Origin of the sequence: Cytobacillus oceanisediminis (genome assembly GCF_003182355.1) — a bacterium.
Lineage (GTDB): Bacteria > Bacillota > Bacilli > Bacillales > Cytobacillaceae > Cytobacillus > Cytobacillus oceanisediminis_A.
This window is the reverse complement of sequence record NZ_QGTW01000010.1, coordinates 14,258-40,269: the sequence shown is the minus strand read 5'-3', so window position 1 is coordinate 40,269 and position 26,012 is coordinate 14,258. Positions and strand designations below refer to the sequence as shown.

At 41.8% G+C, this 26,012-nt stretch carries 21 protein-coding genes, 1 other RNA gene and 1 other annotated feature; of the genes, 4 read left to right on the top strand and 18 right to left on the bottom strand.

Annotated features, from left to right (window positions below; genetic code table 11):
* Positions 1-4: 4 nt before the first annotated feature.
* The 5 genes from DFO73_RS17790 to DFO73_RS17770 form a co-directional block, all read right to left on the bottom strand.
* Positions 5-670: a tetratricopeptide repeat protein gene (locus DFO73_RS17790; protein WP_110066066.1), complete on the bottom strand. Its 666-nt coding sequence runs from the start codon at positions 668-670 to the stop codon at positions 5-7.
* Between the two features lie 140 nt (positions 671-810).
* The gene (gene mnmA / locus DFO73_RS17785) at positions 811-1,926 is read right to left on the bottom strand and encodes a tRNA 2-thiouridine(34) synthase MnmA (protein WP_110066065.1); all 1,116 of its coding nucleotides are present in this window, start codon (positions 1,924-1,926) and stop codon (positions 811-813) included.
* Positions 1,927-2,012: 86 nt separating this feature from the next.
* Positions 2,013-3,155, bottom strand: a complete 1,143-nt coding sequence (locus DFO73_RS17780; protein WP_110066064.1) for a cysteine desulfurase family protein — start codon at positions 3,153-3,155, stop codon at positions 2,013-2,015.
* A 206-nt stretch (positions 3,156-3,361) separates the two neighbouring features.
* On the bottom strand, positions 3,362-3,781 hold the full coding sequence (gene cymR / locus DFO73_RS17775; RefSeq protein WP_110066063.1) for a cysteine metabolism transcriptional regulator CymR: 420 nt from the start codon (positions 3,779-3,781) through the stop codon (positions 3,362-3,364).
* On the bottom strand, positions 3,781-4,470 hold the full coding sequence (locus DFO73_RS17770; protein ID WP_110066062.1) for a YczE/YyaS/YitT family protein: 690 nt from the start codon (positions 4,468-4,470) through the stop codon (positions 3,781-3,783). Before DFO73_RS17770 ends, cymR begins: the two co-directional genes overlap by 1 nt.
* A 267-nt stretch (positions 4,471-4,737) precedes the next feature.
* Between DFO73_RS17770 and DFO73_RS17765 the strand changes: the two genes are divergently transcribed.
* Positions 4,738-6,006: a replication-associated recombination protein A gene (locus tag DFO73_RS17765; RefSeq protein WP_110066061.1), complete on the top strand. Its 1,269-nt coding sequence runs from the start codon at positions 4,738-4,740 to the stop codon at positions 6,004-6,006.
* Between the two features lie 537 nt (positions 6,007-6,543).
* Here DFO73_RS17765 and DFO73_RS17760 read toward each other — a convergent pair.
* Both DFO73_RS17760 and DFO73_RS17755 read right to left on the bottom strand, forming a co-directional pair.
* Positions 6,544-7,503: an ABC transporter permease gene (locus DFO73_RS17760; protein WP_110066060.1), complete on the bottom strand. Its 960-nt coding sequence runs from the start codon at positions 7,501-7,503 to the stop codon at positions 6,544-6,546.
* Positions 7,496-8,422, bottom strand: a complete 927-nt coding sequence (locus DFO73_RS17755; protein ID WP_110066059.1) for an ABC transporter ATP-binding protein — start codon at positions 8,420-8,422, stop codon at positions 7,496-7,498. Before DFO73_RS17755 ends, DFO73_RS17760 begins: the two co-directional genes overlap by 8 nt.
* A gap of 179 nt (positions 8,423-8,601) precedes the next feature.
* Here DFO73_RS17755 and DFO73_RS17750 point away from each other — a divergent pair, with 179 nt between their 5' ends.
* Complete coding sequence (locus DFO73_RS17750; protein WP_110066058.1) at positions 8,602-9,123, top strand: hypothetical protein; 522 nt, start codon at positions 8,602-8,604, stop codon at positions 9,121-9,123.
* A gap of 470 nt (positions 9,124-9,593) precedes the next feature.
* Here the strand turns inward: DFO73_RS17750 and DFO73_RS17740 are convergent, their stop codons facing one another.
* A complete protein-coding gene (locus tag DFO73_RS17740) occupies positions 9,594-10,355 on the bottom strand; it encodes a tRNA threonylcarbamoyladenosine dehydratase (protein WP_110066056.1) in 762 nt (253 codons plus the stop codon).
* Between the two features lie 238 nt (positions 10,356-10,593).
* Here DFO73_RS17740 and DFO73_RS17735 point away from each other — a divergent pair, with 238 nt between their 5' ends.
* Positions 10,594-11,553 (top strand): NAD(P)H-dependent flavin oxidoreductase, encoded by a 960-nt coding sequence (locus DFO73_RS17735; protein ID WP_110066055.1) that lies wholly within the window; start codon positions 10,594-10,596, stop codon positions 11,551-11,553.
* Between the two features lie 87 nt (positions 11,554-11,640).
* On the opposite strand, the gene ssrS is transcribed toward DFO73_RS17735, so the two are convergent.
* The 4 genes from ssrS to DFO73_RS28770 form a co-directional block, all read right to left on the bottom strand.
* Positions 11,641-11,828, bottom strand: a non-coding RNA gene (ssrS, locus tag DFO73_RS17730) — 6S RNA.
* 191 nt (positions 11,829-12,019) lie between these two features.
* The gene (gene aspS / locus DFO73_RS17725; RefSeq protein WP_110066054.1) at positions 12,020-13,795 is read right to left on the bottom strand and encodes an aspartate--tRNA ligase; all 1,776 of its coding nucleotides are present in this window, start codon (positions 13,793-13,795) and stop codon (positions 12,020-12,022) included.
* Positions 13,796-13,832: 37 nt separating this feature from the next.
* Positions 13,833-15,107: a histidine--tRNA ligase gene (gene hisS / locus DFO73_RS17720; protein WP_110066053.1), complete on the bottom strand. Its 1,275-nt coding sequence runs from the start codon at positions 15,105-15,107 to the stop codon at positions 13,833-13,835.
* A 399-nt stretch (positions 15,108-15,506) separates the two neighbouring features.
* Positions 15,507-15,747 (bottom strand) — a binding site (T-box leader).
* Between the two features lie 193 nt (positions 15,748-15,940).
* Complete coding sequence (locus DFO73_RS28770; protein ID WP_181396049.1) at positions 15,941-16,117, bottom strand: hypothetical protein; 177 nt, start codon at positions 16,115-16,117, stop codon at positions 15,941-15,943.
* Positions 16,118-16,396: 279 nt separating this feature from the next.
* On the opposite strand from DFO73_RS28770, the gene DFO73_RS17715 reads away from it, so the two are divergent.
* Positions 16,397-18,148 carry an SH3 domain-containing protein gene (locus DFO73_RS17715; RefSeq protein ID WP_181396048.1) on the top strand — a complete coding sequence of 584 codons (1,752 nt, stop codon included), beginning with the start codon at positions 16,397-16,399 and terminating at the stop codon, positions 18,146-18,148.
* A gap of 212 nt (positions 18,149-18,360) precedes the next feature.
* Here the strand turns inward: DFO73_RS17715 and dtd are convergent, their stop codons facing one another.
* The 6 genes from dtd to DFO73_RS17680 all read right to left on the bottom strand — a co-directional run bounded on the left by dtd (position 18,361) and on the right by DFO73_RS17680 (position 25,884).
* Positions 18,361-18,801 carry a D-aminoacyl-tRNA deacylase gene (gene dtd / locus DFO73_RS17710; RefSeq protein ID WP_110066052.1) on the bottom strand — a complete coding sequence of 147 codons (441 nt, stop codon included), beginning with the start codon at positions 18,799-18,801 and terminating at the stop codon, positions 18,361-18,363.
* A gap of 14 nt (positions 18,802-18,815) precedes the next feature.
* Positions 18,816-21,011 carry a RelA/SpoT family protein gene (locus DFO73_RS17705; protein ID WP_110066051.1) on the bottom strand — a complete coding sequence of 732 codons (2,196 nt, stop codon included), beginning with the start codon at positions 21,009-21,011 and terminating at the stop codon, positions 18,816-18,818.
* Between the two features lie 315 nt (positions 21,012-21,326).
* The gene (locus tag DFO73_RS17700) at positions 21,327-21,839 is read right to left on the bottom strand and encodes an adenine phosphoribosyltransferase (RefSeq protein WP_110066050.1); all 513 of its coding nucleotides are present in this window, start codon (positions 21,837-21,839) and stop codon (positions 21,327-21,329) included.
* Positions 21,830-24,199 (bottom strand): single-stranded-DNA-specific exonuclease RecJ, encoded by a 2,370-nt coding sequence (recJ, locus tag DFO73_RS17695; RefSeq protein ID WP_110066049.1) that lies wholly within the window; start codon positions 24,197-24,199, stop codon positions 21,830-21,832. The genes DFO73_RS17700 and recJ overlap by 10 nt, the downstream gene beginning before the upstream one ends.
* 441 nt (positions 24,200-24,640) lie before the next feature.
* A complete protein-coding gene (locus tag DFO73_RS17685; RefSeq protein ID WP_110066047.1) occupies positions 24,641-24,958 on the bottom strand; it encodes a LapA family protein in 318 nt (105 codons plus the stop codon).
* Positions 24,959-24,987: 29 nt separating this feature from the next.
* Positions 24,988-25,884, bottom strand: a complete 897-nt coding sequence (locus DFO73_RS17680; protein ID WP_110066046.1) for a cation diffusion facilitator family transporter — start codon at positions 25,882-25,884, stop codon at positions 24,988-24,990.
* Positions 25,885-26,012 lie beyond the last annotated feature (128 nt).

The window sequence follows — 26,012 nt, the reverse complement described above, 5'->3', positions numbered from 1 at the left end:
TATCTTATTTCGATTCGGTATCGCCTTTTTCAATAAGCTTTTTCCCATAACCAGCCAAAACATGGTCCGGCTGAATCTCAAGTGCCTTATTGAAGTGGGCAAGCGCTTCTTCTTCCAGTTCCTTAAAACCATATGCTACACCAAGGTTATAAAAGGCATCTGCATGTTCTGGCTCTATTTCAATGCACTTTTTCATTTGCTTAATGGCTTCATCAATATAATTTAATTGCGCGAGGCATAAGCCATATTGAAAATGGGCTTCCGCATCGTTTTCATTCAATTCTGCACTTCGCTGCAAATAGGGTAAAGCCAGTTTTCCCTGATCGAGTGCCGCAAGCGCCATCCCGAGCATGAAAAAGTTATCCCCAGTTTCCAGCCCTTTTTTCATAGCTGTTTCAAACATTTTTTTTGCCTCGTCAAATTGCTGCATTTCATAATAAAGGTTACCTGCGCTATAATAAGCAGCTCCGGCATTTTCATCAAGGCCTATTGCTTTTTCATAAAACTTCAGGGCCTTTTCATTCTCTCCTACAGCGGATAGCACGTTTCCAAAATTAATATACGAGACCGGATCCGAAGGATTTTCCTCGATCGCTTCCATAAAAATCTTCGCTGCTTCTTCCCATTTTCCTTCTTGCATATATTGAATACCGATTTGGTTTTTATCCATGATTGATCACTCCATTCAAATGAAAGTATAGCATATTTTTGACTGCTCTTTTACAAGCGGAGTATACCAAAATTAAACCCCGACTCTGTGAAAAAGAATCGGGGCATTTAATCTTTTACAGCTTTTTCAGCAAGCAATGCTTACCCAACATAATCCAGCTGTTTTCCATCCTTATATATTTCGTCAATTGTACCGCCTCCAAGGCACTCATCGCCGTTATAGAAGACAACAGCCTGTCCAGGAGTTACGGCTCTGATTGGCTCGTCAAAAATTACTCTAACCTTGCCGCCTTCCAGAATTTCAACTTTTACCTTGCTATCATCCTGGCGGTATCTAAACTTCGCTGTACATTCAAAGGCTTGTGGCTTTTCAGCATTTGATACCCAGCTATTATTAACAGCAACAATGGAATCAGAGTAAAGCTTGTCGTTATGGAAGCCTTGTCCCACATAAAGAACATTGCGCTTCAGATCTTTCCCGATTGCGAACCATGGCTCACCTGCCCCGCCGATGCCAAGGCCGTGGCGCTGCCCGATCGTATAATACATCAGGCCATCATGCTTGCCGACAACTTCTCCGTCCATCGTCTCCATATTTCCAGGCTGCGCAGGCAAGTAATTTCCTAGAAACTCCTTGAAATTGCGCTCGCCTATAAAACAGATACCTGTACTATCTTTTTTGGCTGCTGTTGCCAAACCGGCTTCCTTTGCCAATTCGCGTACTTTTGATTTTTCAATATCGCCAATTGGAAACATAACTTTCTCAAGCTGTTCCTGTGTTAACTGGTTCAGGAAATACGTTTGGTCTTTGTTTTCGTCAAGGCCTCTAAGCATCTTATGCTCACCGTCCCTGAATTCTACACGGGCATAATGCCCGGTAGCCAAATAATCAGCTCCAAGGTTCATGGCATGCTCAAGGAATGCCTTAAACTTAATTTCCTTATTGCACATAACATCAGGGTTCGGCGTCCTTCCTGCTTTATATTCCTCAAGGAAATATGTAAACACCTTATCCCAATATTGCTTTTCAAAATTAACTGCATAATAAGGAATGCCAATTTGGTTGCAAACCCGGATTACATCGTTATAATCTTCTGTGGCTGTACAAACGCCGTTTTCGTCGGTATCATCCCAGTTTTTCATAAAAATGCCTATTACATCATACCCTTGCTCCTTTAAAAGAAGGGCTGCAACAGAAGAATCAACGCCCCCGGACATTCCAACCACAACTCGTGTATCCTTCGGTTCTTTTTGCATCTATATTTCACCTCAATTCCTTAAGAAAGAACATGCATGAACCAGATCACTAAATGCCATGCATTTGTTTTTCTCAACTATATCATCTATTTAGCCAGCCGCTTTACGATTTTGGCTGTATCTTCCGCTGCTCTGCCGACTTGATCATTTGTGTTAAAAAGACCAAAGCTGAAACGGATAGAATTTTGCAGCTTCTCTGACCCTTTTCCAAACATGCTTACAAGAACATGAGATGGATCTATGGATCCCGCTGTGCAAGCAGATCCGCTTGATGCTGCTATTCCTGACAAATCAAGATTCACAAGCATAGCTTCCACGTTTGTTCCGGGAAAGCTTAAGTTTAGAACATGGGGCAGAGAATAATCAAGCGATCCGTTTTGCTCAAATTCCACTTCTTCCTGTTTAAGCTTATTCATAAATAACATTTTATAAGCCTTGTATTCTTCCCGTTTGGAATCTATTTCCTGCTGCGAAATTTGTACCGCTTCCTGGAAGCCTGCAATCGAAGGAACATTTTCTGTCCCTGCCCGGCGCTTCCTCTCCTGTTCTCCTCCATACAGCCGGGAAGAAAGCTTTACATCCGGATGGGCATACAAAAAGCCAATTCCTTTTGGCCCATTAATTTTATGTGCGGATACAGACAGCAAATCAATTCCCAATTCATTGACATCAATTCTTTCAAGACCATAAGCCTGCACTGCATCCGTATGGAATTTTGCAGGATGGCCAGCCAGCAATTCTCCAATTTCCTTAATTGGCTGGATCGTGCCTACCTCATTATTCCCATACATGATCGTCACAAGTATTGTTTCATCCCTTAAAGCTTTGGAAACATTCTCTGCAGCAACTCGCCCATCTTGATCCACAGGCAAATACGTTACTTCATAGCCTTGCTTCTCAAGCTGTTCGCATGCATGCAAAACTGCATGGTGTTCAATTTGTGTTGTGATGATATGCTTCCCTTTTTGCCGATACGATTCCGCTACTCCGAAAATAGCATGATTATCGGCTTCCGTTCCGCCGCTCGTAAAAATAATTTCATTAGCCTTTGCACCAATGCTTTTGGCTAAATCTGCACGCGCCTCATCAATGATGTGGCGTGCACTCCGTCCAAAAAAGTGGATGCTTGACGGATTGCCGAACTCGGTTTTCATCACCTCTGTCATCCGGTCTATCACTCCCGGGTGCATGGGAGATGTTGCTGCATGGTCAAGGTAAATTCGTTCCAATCTATTTCACCTACTTATTTTCGTCCTGCTACTTGCATTTTTCCTATAATAATAGGAATTATTCTCATTATCAGCCGAATTCTTTAAGACGCTGCCAATCTGGCTGTTTTGTTTTGATTTTATTAAATATAAGCTCTGTTACACCTGCCTGTTGAGTTCCGCCCAAATCAGCATGGTGCCAAAATCAGCAATAAGATTTAACTAGCCTAAATATAAAACATATAAGCATCCGATTCGCCTGCGTCTGTATGGCTCGCAAGATCTTCAAGAGTCGTGTTATCGAGCACATCTTTAACCGCATCGCGAATGCGCATCCAAAGCTCTCTCTTTGCAGGCTCTTCATCTTCAATGCCTTCTACCGGACTGATAGGCCCTTCCAGAACCCTGATAATGTCACCCGCTGTTATTTTTGTTGGGTCATTTCCCAAAATATAGCCTCCATAAGCTCCGCGGATACTTTTAACAAGCCCGGCGTTTCGAAGCGGAGCAATGAGCTGCTCCAGGTAATGCTCAGACAAGTCATTTGTTTGGGCAATAGATTTCAAGGAGGTAGGACCCTCTCCATGTTTTTTTGCTAATTCAATCATAATGGTTAACCCATAACGGCCTTTAGTGGATATTTTCATCAACTGGCACCTCTATTCTTTTCTTTCAACATTCGATTTATATAGATTTCCCTATCATCTTTAAGCTTTGCCAAAAATCGGTCGGTTAAAGCCTGGCACTGCGGCAAAGCAACCCCAACAATCGGGCCAACCAATAAGCTGAGCACAACAGTGCCCCAAAAAACAGGCCCGCCAAGCTGCCATCCAATGACCAAAACGATAACCTCCATTAAGGCTCTCACATTCCTGACCTTCCAGCCAGTCTTTGCAGTTAACGCGATCATCAGGCTATCCCGAGGGCCTGCACCCAGCTGTGCTGAGATATACAGCCCCATTCCATAACAGTATGTGACAATTCCGAATGAAAACATGGCTATCTTACCGCCCCATGCATTCGGTGTATGCATAAATGGCAATAGTAAATATAAGTCAATAAATAACCCAATGAGCACCATATTCAAAAAAGCCCCAACCTGTGGAAATTCTTTTAAAATGAGTGCGGCAATCGTTAAAATCAAGATCCCTACAACGATTGACCAGCTTCCAATTGTCAGCCCAAGCTGGTAGTACAATCCGACATGGAGTACATCCCAGGGAGTTGCCCCTATATCAGCCATAATTAATAAAACAATCCCAAGGCTCATGACGAGCAGCCCGATTAAATACACCAAAAACCTTGGGCCAATCTGCCCTTTATTTTTCAGAACCATGTGCCTTACGCTCCCCGCCGGACATGTATATAAAATTTTTTTCCTTAGTAATATTATAGACTTTTGACATTATAGCATATTTTAGGGGGAAAAGGGGCGGGAGTGCACTGACCGGGCATTATTACACCCCTAAGGCTATATTCATTTTGCAGTGAGATATATTATGGTATCTTAAATTATAAAGCGAAAGAGCTCACCAGCTATTTTGCCTGCTGAGTATTAAAGAATGAATAGGTTAAAAGCCTGTTAAAAGTTGGAGTGATTACTTTGAGCATTAAGCCTCTCGCATTTCGCATGCGGCCGAGAACGATTGAGGAAATCATTGGACAGGAGCATCTTGTTTCTGAAGGGAAAATCATATATCGAATGGTACAGGCCAAACAGCTGTCCTCCATGATCCTATATGGACCGCCGGGAATTGGAAAAACCTCCATTGCGAGCGCCATAGCAGGAAGTACAAAATATGCTTTCCGAACATTAAATGCTGTTACCAACAATAAAAAGGATATGGAGGTTGTTGCAGCTGAGGCAAAAATGTCGGGCAAGGTTATTCTTTTGCTGGATGAAGTCCATAGGCTGGATAAAGGAAAACAGGATTTCCTGCTTCCCCATCTCGAAAACGGCAGCATCACGTTAATTGGAGCCACTACAAGCAACCCATATCATGCCATAAATCCGGCGATAAGAAGCAGATGCCAAATTTTTGAACTGAAGCCGTTATCAGTTGAAAATATAAAAGAAGCGCTGACAAGAGCATTAAAGGATAAAGAGCGAGGCCTTGGCGATAGAGATACCGTGATAACCGACGAAGCTTTAACCCATCTTGCAACTGTATCCAATGGCGATGTCAGAAGCTCGCTAAATGCTTTGGAACTTGCTGTTATGTCTACAAAAGCTGATGAAGACGGCATTATAAGAATTGATTTGTCTATTGCTGAAGAGTGCATTCAGCGTAAAAGCTTCACCCATGATAAAGATGGAGATGCCCATTATGATGTATTATCCGGTTTCCAAAAATCCATCAGGGGAAGCGATGTTAATGCGGCCTTGCATTATCTAGGCAGATTAATTGAAGCCGGCGACCTCCAGAGCATCGGCAGACGCCTGCTTGTCATTGCCTATGAAGATATTGGACTCGCCTCACCGCAAGCTGGAGCCAGGACCCTGGCAGCCATTAAAACAGCGGAAAGGATCGGTTTTCCGGAAGCTAGAATTCCGCTCGCCAATGCTGTGATAGAACTTTGCCTTTCCCCTAAATCCAATTCGGCCTATAAAGCATTGGATGCAGCCCTTGCAGACATTCGGGCAGGAAAAAGCGGTGAAGTCCCTGACCACCTAAAGGATGCACACTATAAAGGTGCAAAAGAACTTGGAAGAGGCATTGATTATCTATACCCGCATGACTATGAAACCGGCTGGGTCAAGCAGCAATACCTGCCTGACAGAATTAAAAACAAAATATATTACCAGCCTAAGAAAACAGGAAAATTTGAGCAGGCTTTAGCTGCAGTATATGATAAGCTTTTAAAATCTTAGGTTCTGTTAAACTTGCCTGTTGATTTCCGCTCCAGGCACTCAGCGAACCGCGGGCGAACCAGGAGCCTCCTCGGCGACATGCGCCTGCGGGATCTCCCTTTGATCCGCACTCCCGCAGGAGTCTCGCATCTTCCGCTCCAATCAACAGGGTGCTAAAATCAACATTTAGCTTTAACACAGCCAAATCATAAAAAGAGTCTGGCGGACGCCAGACCCTTTTTTGGATGTATATATCATTTTCCTGATAAAATTGGTTTTTACTTAAGAATTGAATGAAATACTTAATTATTTTTGCAGGCAGGTCAAATTAAATAATCTTTCAAGCGAATAAATGGGAGAAGAGTATAAAAAGCTTTGATTGAACACTCACTTCTTGCAGTTAATGAAACTTATCATCAACTCCGCCAATGTATCTTCTACTCACTACAAATATCATCAACTTAACCAAAAAAACATTTTATCGAGTCAGGATTTTTGCTGGCATCACATACCTGCCTCTCAATAGGTCCAAATCGTTAATACAGCATTCCCTTTCTTTTACGCAGCGACATCCCTCTTTTTAAACACATAAAAAGCAAGAGCCTGGAAAAACAGAAAATATATGAAAATCATCATGATCGAAAAGCCTAGTGTCATACCTTGTACCATAGGAACTCCTTCAAAATATTGCAAAAGATCAGTATTGGCAAATAGGCTATACTTTGCCCAGTCAAATTTCATTGAAATCAGCCTTGTAACCTGACCTCCCATAAACATAAGAAATAAGGAAAGTCCAATCGCAAGTGAACTGTTTCTAAAAACAGCTGAAATCATAAAGGCCATCGTTGCAAGCATAAGCATATTAATTGATTTCAGGCCGTAGAAGATAATCAAATGAATAGCCATGCTTTGTTCTTTAACGGTACCATTGTAATAGTTCAAATAAGGCGCTGCTTTCTCCGGCATTCCAAAAAGAAGCACCCCAAGAATCGCTGAATACGCAAAGAGGATGAACAGCGTCATTAAACCGAAAAGTACAACAGTTATATACTTTGACGCCAGGATCTTCCCCCTTTTTATCGGCCTGATTAATAATAGCTTAATGGTTCCCCAATTAAACTCACTCGCAACGATTCCGCCGGCGATGATAATTGTAAACAAACCTGCAAATTCAATAAGCTGTGAGGTATCTGTCACAAATCCCCAAATTGAGTAATCCTGGTTAGGGGAAATGTCATTCTCTATCCTGTATTCATTAATGGCTATTTCTCTTTGATATTGTTCCTTCATTTCTCTGGGAGCCATTTCCCCCATTTCATCAAGCTGCTTTTGATAGCTTTCATTTTGTGTTTGCAGCCCTCTTTTCCATTCGGAATTATCCGGGACTGTCCCACCGCTTTCCTGATATTTGATAAATGCACCGGCAACAGTCGTCATGATTAAGAGCATGCCTAACATAACATATGTGCCTGAACGCCTAAATATTTTCATCCATTCATTTTGTATTAGCCTAAGCATTGCCGGCATCCTCCTTGTATTCCGTTACTTCCAGGAAGCGATCCTCAAGTGTTCTAGCTACTTCACGGACAGCAAATATATTAATATCTGCTTGAACAAAATTCTTAATCAGGTTCGGTATATCATCACGGACAAGAGGCAGAAGCACACTATTTTCTGTTAGCTGGACAGAAATGTGAGGCTGTGCACCTTTTAATAAACTGACGGCTTTCTCAGGATGGTCCACTTCTATTTCATAAATCTTTTCTTCTCCCTGTACAAAATCATTGATGTGCTGAACATCAATCAGCTTTCCATTTTGAATAATGCCGATCCGATCACACATCATTTCCATCTCGGATAATAAATGGCTTGATACGATGACTGCCATATCACGTTCCCTTGCCAGCATCCTTAAGTGATCCCGAATCTCTCTTATTCCAGCTGGATCCAGCCCATTTGTAGGTTCATCCAATATAAGGATTTTAGGATCATGCAATAAACATTGTGCCAATCCAAGCCTCTGTCTCATACCAAGAGAGTAGGTCCTAACCTTATCATGTATACGATCAGTCAGACCCACCAGCTCAACCGTCTCTTCTATCTTCTCCTTAGTAACTCCTTTTGACAGCCGTGCATAATGGACGAGATTCTGATAACCCGACAAAAACTTATACATTTCAGGATTCTCTACAATCGCTCCTATATGAGAAATTGCTTTTTCAAAATCAGTTTTGATGCTGCTTCCAAGTATTTTAATATCACCTGATGTAATGCCTATCAAGCCAACCATCATGCGAATGGTTGTCGTTTTACCGGCACCGTTGGGACCCAGGAACCCAAATACCTCACCTTTTTTCACTTCAAAACTGACAGAATTAATTATCGTCCTCCTTTTAATTACTTTTGTAACATCCTGTATTTCCACGAGGGTATCCATTTATATTCTCCTCTCACTCTTTAAAGTTCGGCTTTTCAGATCACTTTAATATAGGGAAAATCACTTCATTTTACTCTATTTGCTATTTTACCTTTCACCTTCTGAGAATGGAATATTTTCATTTATAAGGGTGACGATAAGCCTATAGTTATAATCGTATTTTCGAGGTGGTGAATGGAATGAAGGAACGGAAAGACTTATGGAAACCAGAGGAGGATAAGTTTTTAAAAGAAACGGTCCTTGAGTATACATCCAATGGCGATTCTAAAGCATCAGCTTTCAAAAAAGCGAGCAGTGAACTCGGACGGACAGTTTCGGCATGCCAATATCGCTGGAACGCTGTATTAAAAAGAGAAAGTTCTTTACCAGCAGCTGAAGTTGATTCAAGCGGCAATACGGTCAAGCAGTCAAGCAATGATTTCAAAACTGCTCCCCTTACAAGCTTGGACCAAGTCATTCGCTTCTTAAAGAATTTTGCAAAAACACAGCCCGATTCTGAACTGCTTAAACAAAATAAACTGCTGAATGAAGAACATGCCCAATTAAAGTTGTTGAATGAACAGTTAAAAATCAACCTTGATGATAAGAGAAAAGCATTTGAAAAAGAGCTTCTGCAATACGAAGAGATGACCGGGATCCTGAAAGAAGCCGATCATTTGCTTAAACAAGAGGGTATAGAGGATAAAAGAGCTGTTCATTAAAAGAGCTGGATATTTTCAGGGGGAATGTTCCGAGGGATCGTTTTCTTTTCGGGCGTGAATTTCTGGATTCATTCCAAGGTGGCTTTATTTGCTGGCTGAGTTCAACAATTTTAGGCGCGGATTTTTTCCTTTGCGGGCGGATCTTTCCTTTTTACGCGCGTCGGCTTCGTTTGTGCGCGGAGATCAGCAAGCTAGGCGTGGGCTCTTCCTACTTACGCCCGGGTTATCCCTTTTACGCGCTAGTTTCTGGTCATTACGCGCGGATACTATGTTTGTGAGCAAGATCAAAAAATTTAGACGCAGACTCTTCCTGCTTGCGTATGGGGTTATCCTTTTTATGCACGTTTACGTGCGCAAGCTGCTTCGGTTATGTCCAGCAACTATCATGTGCCCTATTGGTTTAGCCTCCAAAACTCCATACTAAAACTCTAGCCCTTCACAAAAAGACCGGCTTACCCAGCCGGTCTTTTTCAGTCATTCACACGTGAAATTTTAATATCCCTTAATAGCTGTCTTACTACATAGCTCGCCATGATTAGTCCAGCGACAGATGGGACAAATGCGTTTGAAGATGGAGGCATCTTTGCTTTTCTGATTTCGGCATCATCTTTTCCGACTGTTTTACGGACATCTTCTCGGATGACGATTGGGCTTTCATCTGAGAATACAACCGGGATTCCTTTGCGGATTCCTTCTTTTCGCAAGCGTGTCCGGATGACCTTCGCAATTGGGTCAGTATGCGTTTTAAATATATCAGCAACCTGGAACCTCGTTGGATCCATTTTGTTTGCAGCACCCATGCTGGAAATCATCGGAATATTCCTATTCAGACATTCTCTAATTAAATGAATTTTGTAAGAAATCGTATCAGATGCGTCTACCACAAAATCCAAGCCATAATCAAAGAATTGCTCATAGGTTTCCTCAGTATAAAACATTTTCAGAGCAATCACTTCACAGTCAGGATTAATATCCATAATTCTTTCCTTCATCAATTCAACTTTTGGTTTTCCTACGGTTGATAACAAAGCGATGACCTGCCGGTTAACATTTGTAATATCCACATCATCTTTGTCTACAAGCACAAGCCGGCCAACCCCGGAACGGGCTAGTGCTTCAGCTGCAAAGGAACCTACCCCTCCGATTCCAAGGACAGCAACCGTACTGTCTTTCATAATTTCAAGGCCTTCCTTGCCAATAGCCAATTCATTTCTTGAAAATTGGTGAAGCATTTATATCAACTCCATAACAAGTTATTAAAAAGTAAAGCATTCATTATCTATTACCCGATAATGAATATATCATACTTCAATATTAAAACAAGTAGTTCTATAGGATTAATAATGATAAAATAACCCAAATTTAGTCATCAAGTTATATGACTAGGTAATAAAAGTCACATCTTTTTTTAAAATTTAATGCTAAGATGCCCTCAGACGTACTAATAAAATTTAGAAAAGAGGTTGAACAATGAATCTGCCACAATTACAAATCGGCCATATGAAGCCCAGGGTTCCCATTCTTCAAGGAGGCATGGGGGTAGGCATCTCTCTTAGCGGACTTGCATCAGCAGTTGCGAATGCGGGAGGAATTGGAATTATCTCCGGTACTGGCATTTCCACAGAAGAATTAAGAATGCATATAAAAAAGGCCCGGAACCAATTAAAAACGGAGGCTGGCTATATAGGTGTAAATGTGCTATTCGCCATGAATGATTTTGCAGAAAAAATGAAAGCCGCATTGGAAGAAAAAGTCGATTTCATTATTTCGGGCGCAGGTATCTCACGTGACATGTATACATGGGGAAAGGAATATGAAGTGCCGGTCATTTCGATTGTTTCTTCTGCAAAGCTTGCACGGCTTTCGGAAAGGCTGGGTGCATCGGCTGTGGTAGTGGAAGGGCACGAGGCAGGCGGACATTTGGGAACAGACAAGCCATTATTTGATATTCTGCCAGAGGTTGTTAAAGCAGTAAATATCCCCGTCATTGCAGCCGGTGGTATTTTAACAGGAAAGGATCTTGCAAAAGCCCTGGATATGGGAGCTTCCGGTGTACAAATAGGAACGCGGTTTGTTGCAAGCGAGGAATGTGATGCCCCATTATCATTTAAAGAAAGATATGTAAGTGCCCAGGAAGGCGATACTGTACTGGTAAAGACCACTGTGGGACTGCAGGGAAGAGCCATAAAAAACAAGTTTACAAATCTTATCGCCGGTACAGATAAACTGAAAATACACAAATGCCATGATTGTTTAAAAAACTGCTCATACCGTTTTTGTACACTGGATTCACTGCTAAAATCCGTTGGCGGCGACGTAGAAAACGGCCTGGTTTTTGCCGGCTCCCGCGTTGCGGAAATTAAAGAAATTCTCCCAGTTCAGGATATTATAAATAATATTGCCTCTGAGTTTCGCAAAGCAAAATCGTAGAGATTAAAAGCCTGCCACTTCGGCAGGCTTTTAGAATACACAAAAAATCCATGCAGTCGATGCATGGATTTTAAATCGTATGTATTAAAGAGTCCCAATCGTGCCGTCGCTATTGATGCCCTCGTTTTGAACCCGCACTCAGCAGGTGGGTGTCCTGTTTCCTGCGTTTGTAAGTCCTCATCCATGAGGCATTTACGCTGCTGGAAAACTCCGGACTCCCGAAGGAATAATGTTGGTCAAAATTTCAGGTTTTACAACGAACACATCAGGACTCTTTATTTATTATTTGTCTTGATCATACCATATGGCCTCTGCTTTTTCAAGCTGGAAAAGCTGAGCAAACACCCTCCCCTTATCCATTTTTTTCCTCAACTTACGGAAAATAAATCGAAAATCAGGAGCATCTTCCCAGTTTATTTTTCTGGAAAGTTTATTATTTATTTACTTGTCTGGATTGTGTAGGACATTACTCACTTTTTTTAAAATTAAGTGCCAAATTCAGCTCATTAAGCTGAGCTTTACTTACTTCACCTGGCGCGTCTGTAAGGATACAGCTTGCACTAGCTGTTTTCGGGAAGGCAATGGTATCGCGAAGATTTGTTCTGCCTGCCAGCAGCATAACAAGTCTATCCAAGCCAAGGGCAATTCCTCCATGTGGAGGGGTTCCGTATTCAAAAGCTTCCAGCAGGAATCCAAATTGTTCAACTGCTTCTTCCTTAGAGAACCCGAGAATACTGAACATTTTCTCTTGTACTTCTCTTTCAAAAATACGCAAGGAACCTCCGCCTAGCTCGTATCCATTTAATACAAGGTCATATGCCTGAGCGCGGACCTGGGAAGGATCTTTATCAAGCAACTCCAAATCCTCTCTAGCCGGCATAGTAAACGGATGGTGGGCTGCATAATAGCGCCCTTCTTCCTCATCGTACTCAAGGAGCGGCCAGTCGGTAACCCAAAGGAAGTTAAACTTGCTATGGTCAATAAGATCAAGCTCTTTTCCCAGCTTTAACCTTAAAGCGCCAAGTGCATCTGCCACAACATTTATCTTATCTGCCACAAATAACAAAAGGTCACCAGGTTCTACAGATAAAGCAGCGTAAAACGCCTTCTGTTCTTCCTCAGTCACGAATTTAGCAATCGGTCCTTTTAATCCGTCTTCTTCTGCCTTTAGCCAGGCAAGCCCTTTTGCTCCATAAACGGCAACAAATTCTGTCAAAGCATCAATATCTTTTCGTGAATACTTGCCTGCGGCATTTTTTACATTAATCGCTTTTACTTGTCCGCCTGAAGATACTGCTCCTGCAAATACTTTAAAGCTCGACTCTTTTACGATTTCTGATAGGTCGGTTAGTTCCATTCCAAAGCGGGTATCCGGCTTGTCGGAACCAAAACGGTCCATTGCATCTTGATAGGACATGCGAGGGAATGGCAATTGCACATCCATGCCTTTGACTTCTTTCATGATCTTTTTCATCATGTTTTCCATTAAGCCTATGATTTCATCCTGGCTCATGAAGCTCATTTCGATGTCGACCTGAGTAAATTCAGGCTGGCGGTCTGCGCGCAAATCTTCATCCCGGAAGCATCGCGCAATTTGATAGTAACGTTCAAATCCTCCAACCATTAAAAGCTGTTTAAAGATTTGCGGAGATTGTGGCAATGCATAAAATTCCCCCGGATGCACCCGGCTTGGAACTAAATAATCACGTGCGCCTTCCGGTGTGCTTTTTGTTAAGATAGGTGTTTCGACATCAAGGAATTCTTCGCTATCCAGGAAATCCCTCATTGCTTTTGTTACCTGATGACGCATCTTAAAGGTATCAAACATTACTGGCCTTCTTAAATCCAAGTAACGGTATTTAAGCCGGACATCTTCCGAAACATCTGCCTTATTATCAATCACGAAAGGAGGTGTTTTTGCTTCATTAATAATGGTGATTTTCTCAGCTTGGATTTCAATGCGGCCTGTTTTAAGGTTCTCATTGAAAGTGCCTTCTTCACGTGCAATAACTTTCCCCTCTATATCAAGCACAAATTCATTTCTTACTTTTTCCGCTGCTGCAAGTGCCTCTGGTGAAACCTCTGGATTGAACACAACCTGAACGATCCCTGTACGGTCGCGAAGATCGATAAAAATAAGTCCGCCCAAATCGCGGCGTTTTTGTACCCATCCTTTTAAGTTAACTTTTTCTCCAATTGCCTCTTCTGTTACTTCCCCGCAAAAATACGTTCGCCCAAACATTCTTATTCCTCCCATACTGTTCTTAAGACGCTGAATTTTATGATTTATAAAGCCCTGTAAATTTCTCTATAAATGAATCAAGTTCAACCTCTGTTTGTTCACCTGATTCCATTGATTTTACATTGATTTTATTAGCTTTTAGCTCATCCTCGCCCAAAACTGCAACGAACTTCGCATTGGCACGATCTGCAGCTTTAAACTGAGCCTTTATTTTCCGGTCCAGATAATCTCTTTCAGCAGAGAATCCCGCTATCCGGAGCTTTTGCAGAAGGCCAACTGTATAATCCTTCGCTTCTTCGCCCAAAGATACAAGGTAGCAATCAACCCCCTTATTTAGTGGAAGCTCTACCTTCTCGGCTTCAAGTGCTGCAATAAACCGCTCAATACTCAAGGCAAACCCAATCCCTGGCGCTTCCGGACCGCCGATTTCCTCTGTAAGGCCATTGTAACGTCCGCCGCCGCATAGAGTCGTGATTGCCCCAAAGCCTTCTGAATCGCTCATGATTTCAAATGCGGTATGATTATAATAATCCAGTCCTCGAACGAGATTAGGGTCGACATTGAAGTCAATGCCGAGGTTCTGCAAATATTTTTGGACCTTTTCAAAATAAGCCTTGGAATCATCGTTTAAATAATCAATGATTGAGGGCGCTGATGTCATCAGTTCATGATCACGGTCCTGCTTGCAGTCCAGGATGCGCATTGGATTTTTCTCAAGGCGATTCTGGCAATCGGAGCAAAACTCTCCGATTCGAGGCTGAAAATGATTTATTAATGCTTCCCTGTGTGCAGTCCTGCTTTCTTTATCGCCAAGGCTATTTACGATCAATTTCAGCTTCTTTAAGCCCATGCTCTGATATAGTGACATAGCAAGTGCAATGACCTCTGCATCAATTGCAGGATCGGCACTCCCAATAGCTTCTACACCGAATTGTACAAACTGGCGGAAACGCCCTGCCTGCGGCCGTTCATAGCGGAACATCGGCCCCATATAATAAAGCTTTACAGGCTGGTTCGCATCACCATGCATCTTATGTTCCACAAACGATCTGACAGTTGAGGCTGTTCCCTCTGGCCGAAGTGTGAGACTGCGCCCTCCGCGATCTTCAAAGGTATACATTTCTTTCTGGACGATATCGGTTGTATCACCCACACTGCGCAAAAATAATTCTGTATGTTCAAAAATTGGCGTCCTGATTTCACGGTATTGAAACCTTTCACAAAGCTCTCTGGCTTTATCTTCAATCAGCTGCCATTTTTCTACTTCCCCTGGAAGAATATCCTGAGTTCCTCTCGGTATTCGAATTGACATAAAAATTTCCTCCTAATGCAAAAATGATAAAATTTATGTATTTAAGGAATGCGTTCAAAAAGGAACAAAATAGAACCTGATTGCTATTTCCCCAGGACTTTTTGAACATCCTCAAAAATAAGGCTCTGTTAAATTTGCCTGTTGATTTCCGCTCCAGGTACTCAGCGAACGCGGGCGGTCCGACGCTCCCCGGTGCATTCGCACCTGTGGGGTCTCCCGTTAACACGCTTCTCCCGCATGACATTGAATAAGCTTCCTCGAATAAACACCGCACGAAGGAAATGTGTCAGCATTTCCGAGGATCTCGCACCTTCCACTCCAATCAACAGGGTGCTAAAATCAACAATAAGCTTTAACACAGCTAAAAATAAAAAAACTCCCGCCTCCTTGTATATAAATACAAGGGACGAGAGTTTGGAATTCCCGTGGTGCCACCCTAGTTGAAGACCTATTAAAAGGACTTCCTCTTTTACAGTTAACGCCTGTTAACGTTCAGCTCCTACTAGAGGCAATGCCTGTTTCAGAGAGAAACCTACGAAGTGTTCTTTCGTTAAATCATCATGTGAAAATGCTTTCAGCCAGCGGCATCTTCTCTCTATTCATGTGGGGTTTAACTACTCTTCTCCATCAATGGTTTATCGAAAAGCGGAAGCGCCTTGATAAGGGGCGGCAAGCATAAGACAAGCCAGCAGGAAGGTTGTACTTTACCATCTTGCTGGATTGACTGATGACCTCGAACCCCTAGGCGCTGCAGCTAAACATTTAATTGTTATATGTCATTTTATTTATATTATAATACGGAGCATCTTCATCAATGTCAAGACTGAATTATATTAAGAGCGCTCCAGCTTCTTTTTCAGCTTTCGGACATCCTTCAGAGTTAAACCAAACTCAGAGGCAAGCTCAATCATATTCGAGCTTTGCTCTTTCTGGATAAAATCATGGAAATCAACTCCAAAAAGCTGATTTTCCCCTGATTGAGCCGACATTCCTTTATCTCCAAATCTCATAGCATTCACCCTTTGTTATGTAGTCTGCTATATTCTTTCCATTTATAAAAGAAATGTTTCATAATCCGGCAAATTTAATCTCTGCTAAAATTGCCGACTTAAAAACCGATAAAAAAAAGGAATTAATACTCGAAGCAGAAGTAATTTTAGGAGCAGGAAAAACATGATTAGTACCAAAGATATCTTGACTATCAGAGTCTTGTTTGTTTTTCTTTTAGATAAGGAAAAGTAAAAAAGTTTTTGATAGTAACTGAAATTATTGCGAAAGGAGGAAATGTATTGCAGAAAAGGAGATCAATCATTCTGGCAATTTGCATTATCCTTATGTCTGGATTAATACAGCTGGAAGAACCGGTAAAGGCCGAGGGAACAGCTGTAACGATCAGCACTCATAATCTAAATGTTCGTCAAGGCCCTGGCTTAAGTTACCCTATTTTAGGACAGGCCCAAAAAGACGACCGATTTAACATACTTTCCCAAAAGGGAGAGTGGATTGAAATCGGTTTTCAAGGAAAAAAAGGCTGGGTAGCCAGCTGGCTCGTTTCCTTAAATGCTTCCAGCCAGGGAACTCCAGCAATGGACGGAAATAGTTCACAAGCATTGGTCACAACAGATGGCCTAAGGGTGCGAAAAGGCCCTGGTACCGGTTATGCTGTTTTGGGAACAGTACATAAAGGAGCTGCCTATAAGATACAAGATAGTAAAGGCAGCTGGATTAAGCTCCAAACACCCTATGGGGATGGATGGGTTTCCAGTGAATACGTCCAGGTCAGCAGCAAAAAGAAAAATACTTCAAATGTCAGCACCGGCAAAACCGGGAAAATTACTGCAAACTCGCTTAATATCAGAAGCAAACCTTCGCTTCAGGGCAGTGTAATCGGGAAGCTTAATACTGGAGACATCGTAACAGTTACTTCGCAAAATGGCAGCTGGACGGAAATTTCATTTTCAGGAAATACCGGCTGGATCAGCAGCCAATATATTAAGGTGCAAAGCTCCCAATCAGGGGGAAGCAATACGAAACAGCCTAATACCGGTCAAACAGGCACGGTTACCGCTACGGCTTTGACAGTCAGAAATAAAGGTTCATTAAACGGGAAACCTATAGGTTCTGTTTCAAAAAGGCAATCCTTTACCATTCTTGAGGAAATGAACAATTGGTCAAAAATAGAGTATCAATCCGGATCTTACGGCTGGGTAGCAAGCTGGTTTCTTGAGAAAACAGCAGCGGAAAAATCCAGTTCTGCCCAGCATCCTGTAAACGGGAGTACTGCAGTTATTTTACATAATGGATCAAACATCAGAAAAAGCGCCAGCACCCAATCTTCTGTCATCCACAGGGCAAATAAAGGAGATAGCTTCGATATTATCAGACTGCAAAATGATTGGTACGAACTAAGTCTTCCAAACGGCGAAACCGGTTTTGTGGCCGGATGGATTGTATCTGTGAATGGTTCGGCTCCTAAAGTGGAGAAGCCGGGTGCAGAAATGCATTTAAAAAATAAAACTATCGTCCTGGATCCAGGCCATGGCGGCAGAGATAACGGGACTACAGGAGCTAGAGGAACACTTGAAAAGACCCTAACGCTAAGAACGGCACAACTGCTCTACGATAAATTAAGGGCTGCAGGAGCGAATGTCATTCTTACCAGAAACAGTGATTCTTATCTTCCTCTTCCCTCAAGAGTAGGTGTCTCCCACTACTATAATGCCGATGCTTTCATCAGCATCCATTATGATAGTATCGCGGATCGTACTGTAAGGGGAATGACAACCTATTATCATCATTCCTTTCAAAAGAATCTGGCAGCCAATATCCATTCCAATGTAACCTCCTTGACAAACTTAAGGGATCGGGGTTACCGGTTGGGAGACTATCACGTGATAAGAGAAAATAAGCGTAATGCTGTGCTTCTGGAGCTTGGTTACTTGAGTAACCCTGCCGAAGAAATCCTTATCACGTCAGGTCAATATCAACAATCTGTTGCTGCAGGAATTTATCAGGGACTTGCACGTTATTTTAAAAATTAGAACTAAAAGCCCCGGCCAAATTGGCCGGGGCTTTTGCTGTAAAAAAAACAGCTCTATGAAAGAGCTGCTGAAATTAACGCAGTCTACTGGGCAATAAGCCTCCATACTAAACGTAAAGCAATCCAAATTCAAAGGGAGGGAGCACTGCCAGTTTTGACAAAATCGGTTCAACTAGCAATCAGTTTAAAAGACGCAATGATTACAGTTTCAGCTTATTTGCTTTCAAGAATCAAAGTAACAGGGCCGTCGTTGGTCAGCTTAACATCCATCATGGCGCCGAATTCTCCGGTTTCTACCCTCAGGCCTTTTTCTTCTAAGAACCTGTTAAATGCTTCATAAATGATTATAGCATGATCGGGCTTTGCCGCTTCCATAAAATTCGGGCGGCGGCCTTTCCGGCAATCACCATATAATGTGAATTGGGAGACTGAAAGGATTTCACCCTCCAGATCCAGAAGGGATAAGTTCATTTTCCCATTCTCATCTTCAAAGACACGGAGATTGGCAATTTTATCAGCTAAAAAAGCGGCATCTTCTTCACTATCTTCATGGGTGACTCCAACGAGCAAAACAAACCCTTTTTCGATGCTCCCAACGGTTTTGCCGCCAACTGTTACGCTGGCTTTTTTGCTTCGCTGCACTACAACACGCATGCTATCTGCTCCCCCTAGTTCATTATTCTTCTAACGGCATATATGTCAGGGATTTGTTTAATCCGATCAACAACCTTTTGCAGGTGGCTAACATTGTGAATCGCGATAGACATATTGATCGTAGCCGCTTTATTGCGGTCAGATCGTCCAGATACAGCAGATATATTGGTTTTTGTCTCATTTACTGCCTGCAATACTTCATTTAATAATCCCCGGCGGTCATATCCGGTAATCTCAATTTCAACATTATATTCTTTCCGGTCATTTAATGCAGTTTCCCACTCTACCGGTATTAGCCTTTGTTTCGCATCAACTGTATCGATATTTGGGCAATCAGCACGGTGGACGGACACCCCTCTGCCCTTTGTAATAAATCCGACAATTTCATCCCCCGGAACCGGATTGCAGCATCGGGAAAGGCGAATCAGCAGGTTATCAATGCCTGATACCCTGACGCCGGATTCGCGTTTTTTTGCAGACGGGAACGTCTTCAGCTCGGAAACAGCATTTGTAATACCAGAGGTTTGTTCAAGATCGCGTTTTTTGCGCCATTTCTCGGTAAGCCTATTTGCAACCTGCAGAGCTGTTACCCCGTTATAGCCAACAGCAGCGTACATATCTTCCTCGCTGGCAAAATTGAACTTTTCAGCAATCTTTTTAACATTATCAGGTGTTAAAATCTCCTTCAAATCAAAATCCATATTTCGGATTTCTCTTTCAACAAGCTCTTTCCCTTTTTCTACATTTTCTTCTTTTCTTTGCTTTTTAAAGAAGGTCCTGATTCTGTTTTTAGCCTGGGTTGTCTGTGCAAGCTTAAGCCAGTCCTGACTAGGTCCGTAGGAATGCTTCGATGTCAATATTTCGATGATATCGCCTGTTTTCAGCTTATAATCAAGAGTTACCATCTTGCCATTCACTTTGGCGCCAATCGTCTTATTTCCTATCTCCGAGTGGATTCGATAAGCAAAATCGATCGGCACTGAGCCAGATGGAAGCTCAATGACATCCCCTTTCGGAGTAAATACAAAGACCATATCCGAAAATAAATCGATCTTCAGTGATTCCATAAACTCTTCAGCATTTACTGCGTCATCCTGGAATTCCAGTATTTCGCGGAACCAGGTCAGCTTTTCCTCAAAGGAAGATCCTTCATTTACTCTTTTGCCTTCTTTATAAGCCCAATGAGCAGCAATACCAAATTCTGCAATTCTGTGCATATCAAAAGTACGGATTTGAACTTCAAGAGGATCGCCTTTCGGGCCAATAACCGTAGTATGAAGAGATTGATACATGTTCTGCTTAGGCATGGCAATATAATCTTTAAAACGGCCGGGCATAGGCTTCCAGCATGTATGGATAATGCCAAGCACTGCATAGCAGTCTTTTATGCTGTTCACAACAATACGGACTGCCAGCAAATCATAAATCTCATTGAATTGCTTGTTTTGAAGGGCCATTTTACGGTAAATGCTATAAATATGTTTGGGACGGCCTGATATTTCGGCTTTAATAGAAACTTCAGCCATCCTGCCCCGCATGACATTAATAACATCATCCAAATATTCTTCACGTTCCGCTCTTTTCTTCTTCATCAGATTAACGATCCGGTAGTATTGCTGCGGATTTAAATATCTAAGAGCTGTATCTTCCAGCTCCCATTTAATTTTTGAAATTCCCAGCCTGTGGGCCAGGGGAGCGAAAATCTCAAGCGTCTCATTGGAAATGCGGCGCTGCTTTTCAGCCGGCAAATGTTTAAGAGTCCTCATATTATGAAGGCGATCTGCGAGCTTAATCAAAATAACACGAATATCCTGCGCCATCGCTACAAACATTTTCCGATGGTTTTCAGCCTGCTGCTCTTCCTGGGATTTATATTTAATTTTTCCTAGCTTTGTTACTCCATCGACAAGCATTGCCACTTCGGCATTGAAGGCTTCCTTAATATCCTCTAATGAGACTTCGGTATCTTCAACCACATCGTGAAGAAAACCGGCTGCGACCGTAGATGGATCCATCTCCAAATCTGCCAGAATCCCGGCCACTTGAATGGGATGGATAATATAAGGCTCACCGGATTTTCTATATTGTTCACGGTGGGCATGCTTGGCAAACTCGTATGCTTTATTTACAAGCTCTGCATGCTCATCGTTTAAATATTCTTTTGCCCTGTCGATGACTTGCTCGGCGGTCAGAACTTGATCGTTCGCCATGGAATCACCTTTATCTCACTAAATTTTATGCAAATGCATAATGCTTTTTCTCTTAAAAAAAATTATATAAAAAAATTTTATAATTAATAAAAAATTAATGATTGCTACTATTATCGAAAAAAAAAGTGCAGATGTAAAGGGATAGACTGTTATTTTTATGGGAATAGCAAAAATTTTGTCGTATTTTGTTGGAAATTCTTTTTATATTTCCATTATTGGCAATGAAAGCCCTTTATATTGGGCATTAAAAATTAAATTAAATTAAAAAGAGCGCCCGTTTCGTCCGGCGCTCTCCTGAAGTATAATTGGATGGTTTTAATATTGCATTAATGTCAGGATATCGTAGTTATCCAGTTTTTTACGGCCATCTAAGTATGTTAATTCGATTAGGAATGCAATCCCTGCTACCACTCCGCCAAGCTCTTCGACAAGCTTAATTGTTGCATCAATCGTTCCGCCTGTTGCCAGCAGGTCATCAGTGATCAAAACTCTTTGTCCAGGTTTGATTGCATCTTTATGAATAGTTAACACATCTTTGCCGTATTCAAGGCCATAGTTTACCTTGACCGTTTCGCGCGGAAGCTTGCCTTCCTTACGAACAGGCGCAAATCCCACTCCCAAAGAATAGGCTACCGGACAGCCAATAATGAAACCGCGGGCTTCTGGCCCGACAACCAGGTCGATTTGTTTTTCACGTGCATATTCAACAATCTGGTCAGTCGCATATTTATAAGCATCGCCATTATCCATTAATGTTGTAATATCTTTAAACTTAATTCCTGGCTTTGGCCAGTCCTCAACAATTGTTACAAACTGTTTTAAGTCCATTTTTCTTCCTTTGCCTCCTCAAATTTAACAGCCCCTTGCATAATTTCATCAAACCAGTCTTTGAGCTGCTGAAAGGATGAATAGAGCAAATCGCTCTCAAGAGTATATTGTGCCTGTTTTTGCTGATAAGTTCGTGAATCAGCCAAATCACGTTTATTCGATGTATTGGTTAAGGATATAACACCATTGTTTATTTTAACAAAATCCAATTCAAAAAACACTTGTGACATAAAATCTACCGTTTCTCTGCTCCATCCCTTATGCTTGGCAATATCATTGCCATACCGCTTTATATCAATGGGCCCCTTTTTAGCAAGCAAAGCAAAATACCATTTAAAATGGTCCCTGGTCGGCAAAGTACTAAAATAATCGCTGTCTTCTTTATAAAAATGCGCATAAATTCTAGCAGGAATTTTACCCGAGAATAAATTGGACAGCACTTCTTTTGAAGGAGGCAAGTCTGCCAAAACAATATTTGCATGATCCAGCTCTATAGAAGAAGCTTCCTCTATAGAATTTATTTTGACCATTTTATGGCCGGCATATGTCCTAAATTTGGGAATGTTTTCATCATTGAAGAAGATCCATATTGTGTTTTGCTCAGGAATAACGCTTTGAAGCCTTTCAAGCCGCTTTACACTGCGTATGTCGAACAGCTGCCAAGAGTGTACTGCCATATCCTGCAAAAAGATTTGCGGCTTTTTGTTATTATTCCATTCATTAATCGATAACTCACCAATAACAGATAGCTTGGAATAAGGTGAAATGTGTTCATATAAATGCCCGAGTCCAAAGCCAATCCCATCTAGGGAAGAGCCTTCGTTCTCAATTGTTACTTTAATATGATTCTGTTCGGAACCGATTTTTCTTATGCCAGCAATATTTGCATCTTTAATCATAACTTTCGGCTTGGGGTTTCCCATGCCATATGGAGAAAGCAATTGCATTTCTTCAATTGAGGACAGACTGATATCTTTGAGATCAATGACCCCATCCAGCGTTGTTACCGGGATAAAGTCTTCTTCTGTAAGCTGGTCATTTGCAAGTTTATTCAGCCTGCTGCGAAGCTCATCAACTGAGTTAAGTTCCAGCGTCATCCCGGCAGCCATAGGATGCCCTCCAAAATGGGGAAGAATATCCCGGCATTCAGATAGATTTTTAAATAAATCAAAACCTTCTATGCTTCGGGCAGATCCCTTTGCCTGCCCTTTTTCAGAATCAAAGCTAAGGACGATTGTAGGCCGATAGAACTTTTCTACAAGCTTGGAGGCTACAATTCCGATAACTCCAGCATTCCATCCTTCCTTGCCTACAACAATCACAGAATTTTCGCTGATTGGAAATTTGGTTTCAACTTCATTAATAGCTTGTTCTGCGATATCATTGACAATAGCTTGTCTTTCTTTATTTAACTGTTCAATTTCCTCGGCAATTGTTTGAGCTTCATAAGGATCATCAGTCAATAGCAAGTCGACTGCAGGGTCTGCGCTTTCCAGCCTGCCAACTGCGTTAAGGCGCGGTGCAATCGAGAAGCCGATGGTTTCTTCCGTAATGGCGGGAAGCTCTACCCCTGCTACTTTAAATAAGGCATTTAATCCAATATTTTGAGTCGAATTAAGCTTTCGAATCCCTCGCTTGGCAATCAGCCTGTTTTCCCCTTTAAGTGAAACAAGGTCAGCAATTGTACCTATGGCAGCGATTTCCAAAAGGTGGGCTGGCATTTCCCCATATAACGCATGAGCAAGCTTAAATGCTACTCCAACACCTGCCAATTCCCGAAAAGGGTACTTGCTCTCAGGATGTTTCGGATGGATGATCGCCAATGCTTCAGGAAGCACTGGCCCGGGCTCATGATGGTCCGTTATGATTAGGTCCATTCCCAGCTCTTTTGCGGCTCTCGCTTCATTAACTGCTGATATCCCTGTATCTACCGTTATAATTAAACCAATGCCTGTCTCAGCGGCATGTGTAAAGGCTGGTATATTAGGCCCATAGCCTTCGGTAAAACGATTCGGTATGTAGAATTGGACATTGGCCCCCAGGTCCTTTAGTGCCATCATCATGACAGAGGTACTTGTAACGCCGTCCGCATCATAATCACCAAATATTAAAATTGGCTCCTGTTTGTCAATCGCTTCTTTTATTCGGGAGACAGCTATTTTCATATCTGTCATTAAAAAAGGATCATGAAATTCCTGGTCTTTATCCAATAAAAAATACCGTGCTGATTCAACGGTATCCATTCCGCGATTTATTAATAACGACGCAACAAGAGGAGCAATATTCAATTCTTTAGCAAGCTGCTGTACTTTGTCTTCCTGTGTTTGCCGAACAATCCATCGCGTTCTTGAATGTAACATACGTTCACCCCTCAGCTTATTAATTATACAAGAGGGGGACTGGCGTTTCAATAAAAGAAAATCGTGATATTCCATACATTTTTGGAAAAAGAAAAGTGGGAGGGGAAAGTGTGGATTGGGCCTGTTGCGGCTCAGCTGGACTATTTCTTCAGGAACTGCAGGCTAGTCCTCTATAAATACTATAAAAAAGTATACTTTACTTCAAAAATCGTAAAAATCTCTAAAAGAATTGCAAAAGCAATAAAGCATTCACTCACTGAAATTAACATGTTTATTTATTGAAATCATCAACTTTAGAAGAAATATCAACAACTTCCATAGTATCTCATCAAGTTTGGTTATATATCAATAACCTTTAAAATATATCATCAGCTTCCCCAATTTAATGGCCACTAAAATTCTAAAAAGGGCTTGAACTAATAGTCCAGGCCCTCCCCTCAACTAATGAATATCCCTGTCCAATTCTTTTTCCAATTTTTCTTTGCGGCTATCTTCCGGTTTGTCCTGTCCCGCTTTTAGTTTGTCATTTTCTCTTTTAAGCAATTTCACTTGCCTTTGCAAGGAGTACATGCGAACAATGCCGACTGAGCCGACAATGAGTCCGCCCATCAAAACTGAACTTAAGATCACCAGAATTAATGGCCATTGGCTTTCCCCAAATAAATAATTTACAGTTACATCATCGACATTGATGACTGCAAATACTGCTACTATTAAGGCAAATAAAAAACCAAATAATAAAGCCCATTGAAATTTCATAATCCTCTCCCCTTACATTTGTCTCTAGGTTACCCCTCTTCGCTATACGGGTTAATATGGACAAAGACATTTTGGACATTTTCGAGCTCAAGCAATTTGCGTTTAACCTCTTTGCCAACCCGGTGGCCATCCTCTACACTCATATTAGGGTTAACAGACACTTTGATATCAACAATCACATAGTGACCGTGTTCTCTTGCATGCAATTCGTCTATTCTTTTTACATGGTTTACAGATTCGGCAGTTTTGCGCATCTCAATCGTCTCTTCCTCATGGAGGACATGATCAAGAGTGCTGTGTATTGACTCTTTGCCAAGATGCCATGCCATTTTAATAACCATGAGCGAAACAATAATCCCAGCTACAGGGTCTGCATATTCCAGCCATCCAATACCCATTTTTCCGCCTATGACAGCACTGCCAATCCCTATTAGGGCTGCGATAGAAGAATAAACATCCGACCGATGCTCATAGGCATTTACAATTAAAGCATCGCTATTTAACTTCTTTCCCAAATTGAACTTATACCGAAACATCGCTTCCTTTACAATTATTGAAATTATAACCGCAACAATCGCAATGGTCTTAGGCGGTTCAATCGGTGAAAAAAATGCTTCAAATGATGATCTGCCTATTTCTATCCCTACCAGGAACAATAAAACGGCAACGATTATGGCTGCGATCATTTCAGCCTTTCCATGCCCATATGGATGGTCCTCATCAGGCGGCTGCTTTGCGGCCCTTAATCCCAAATAAACGGCAAAGGAACCTGCGACATCCGAGGCAGAATGTACAGCATCCGCTACCAATGCCTTACTTCCCGAATAAACACCAATTCCCCATTTGAGAGCAGCAAGCGCAATATTGCCAACGATGCCAATCATCGCAGCAAATTCAGCTTTCTTAAAACGATCATTTTTTTCCAACGTTAAACTTCCTTCCTCCCTGGACTTGTTGTTAGTTTATCCTATTTTACGGAATCATTAACCTTTTTTGCTAAACAGCAGCCCTAAAATGCTTCTATTTTGCCAGCTTTAAATTGTATATATCACTA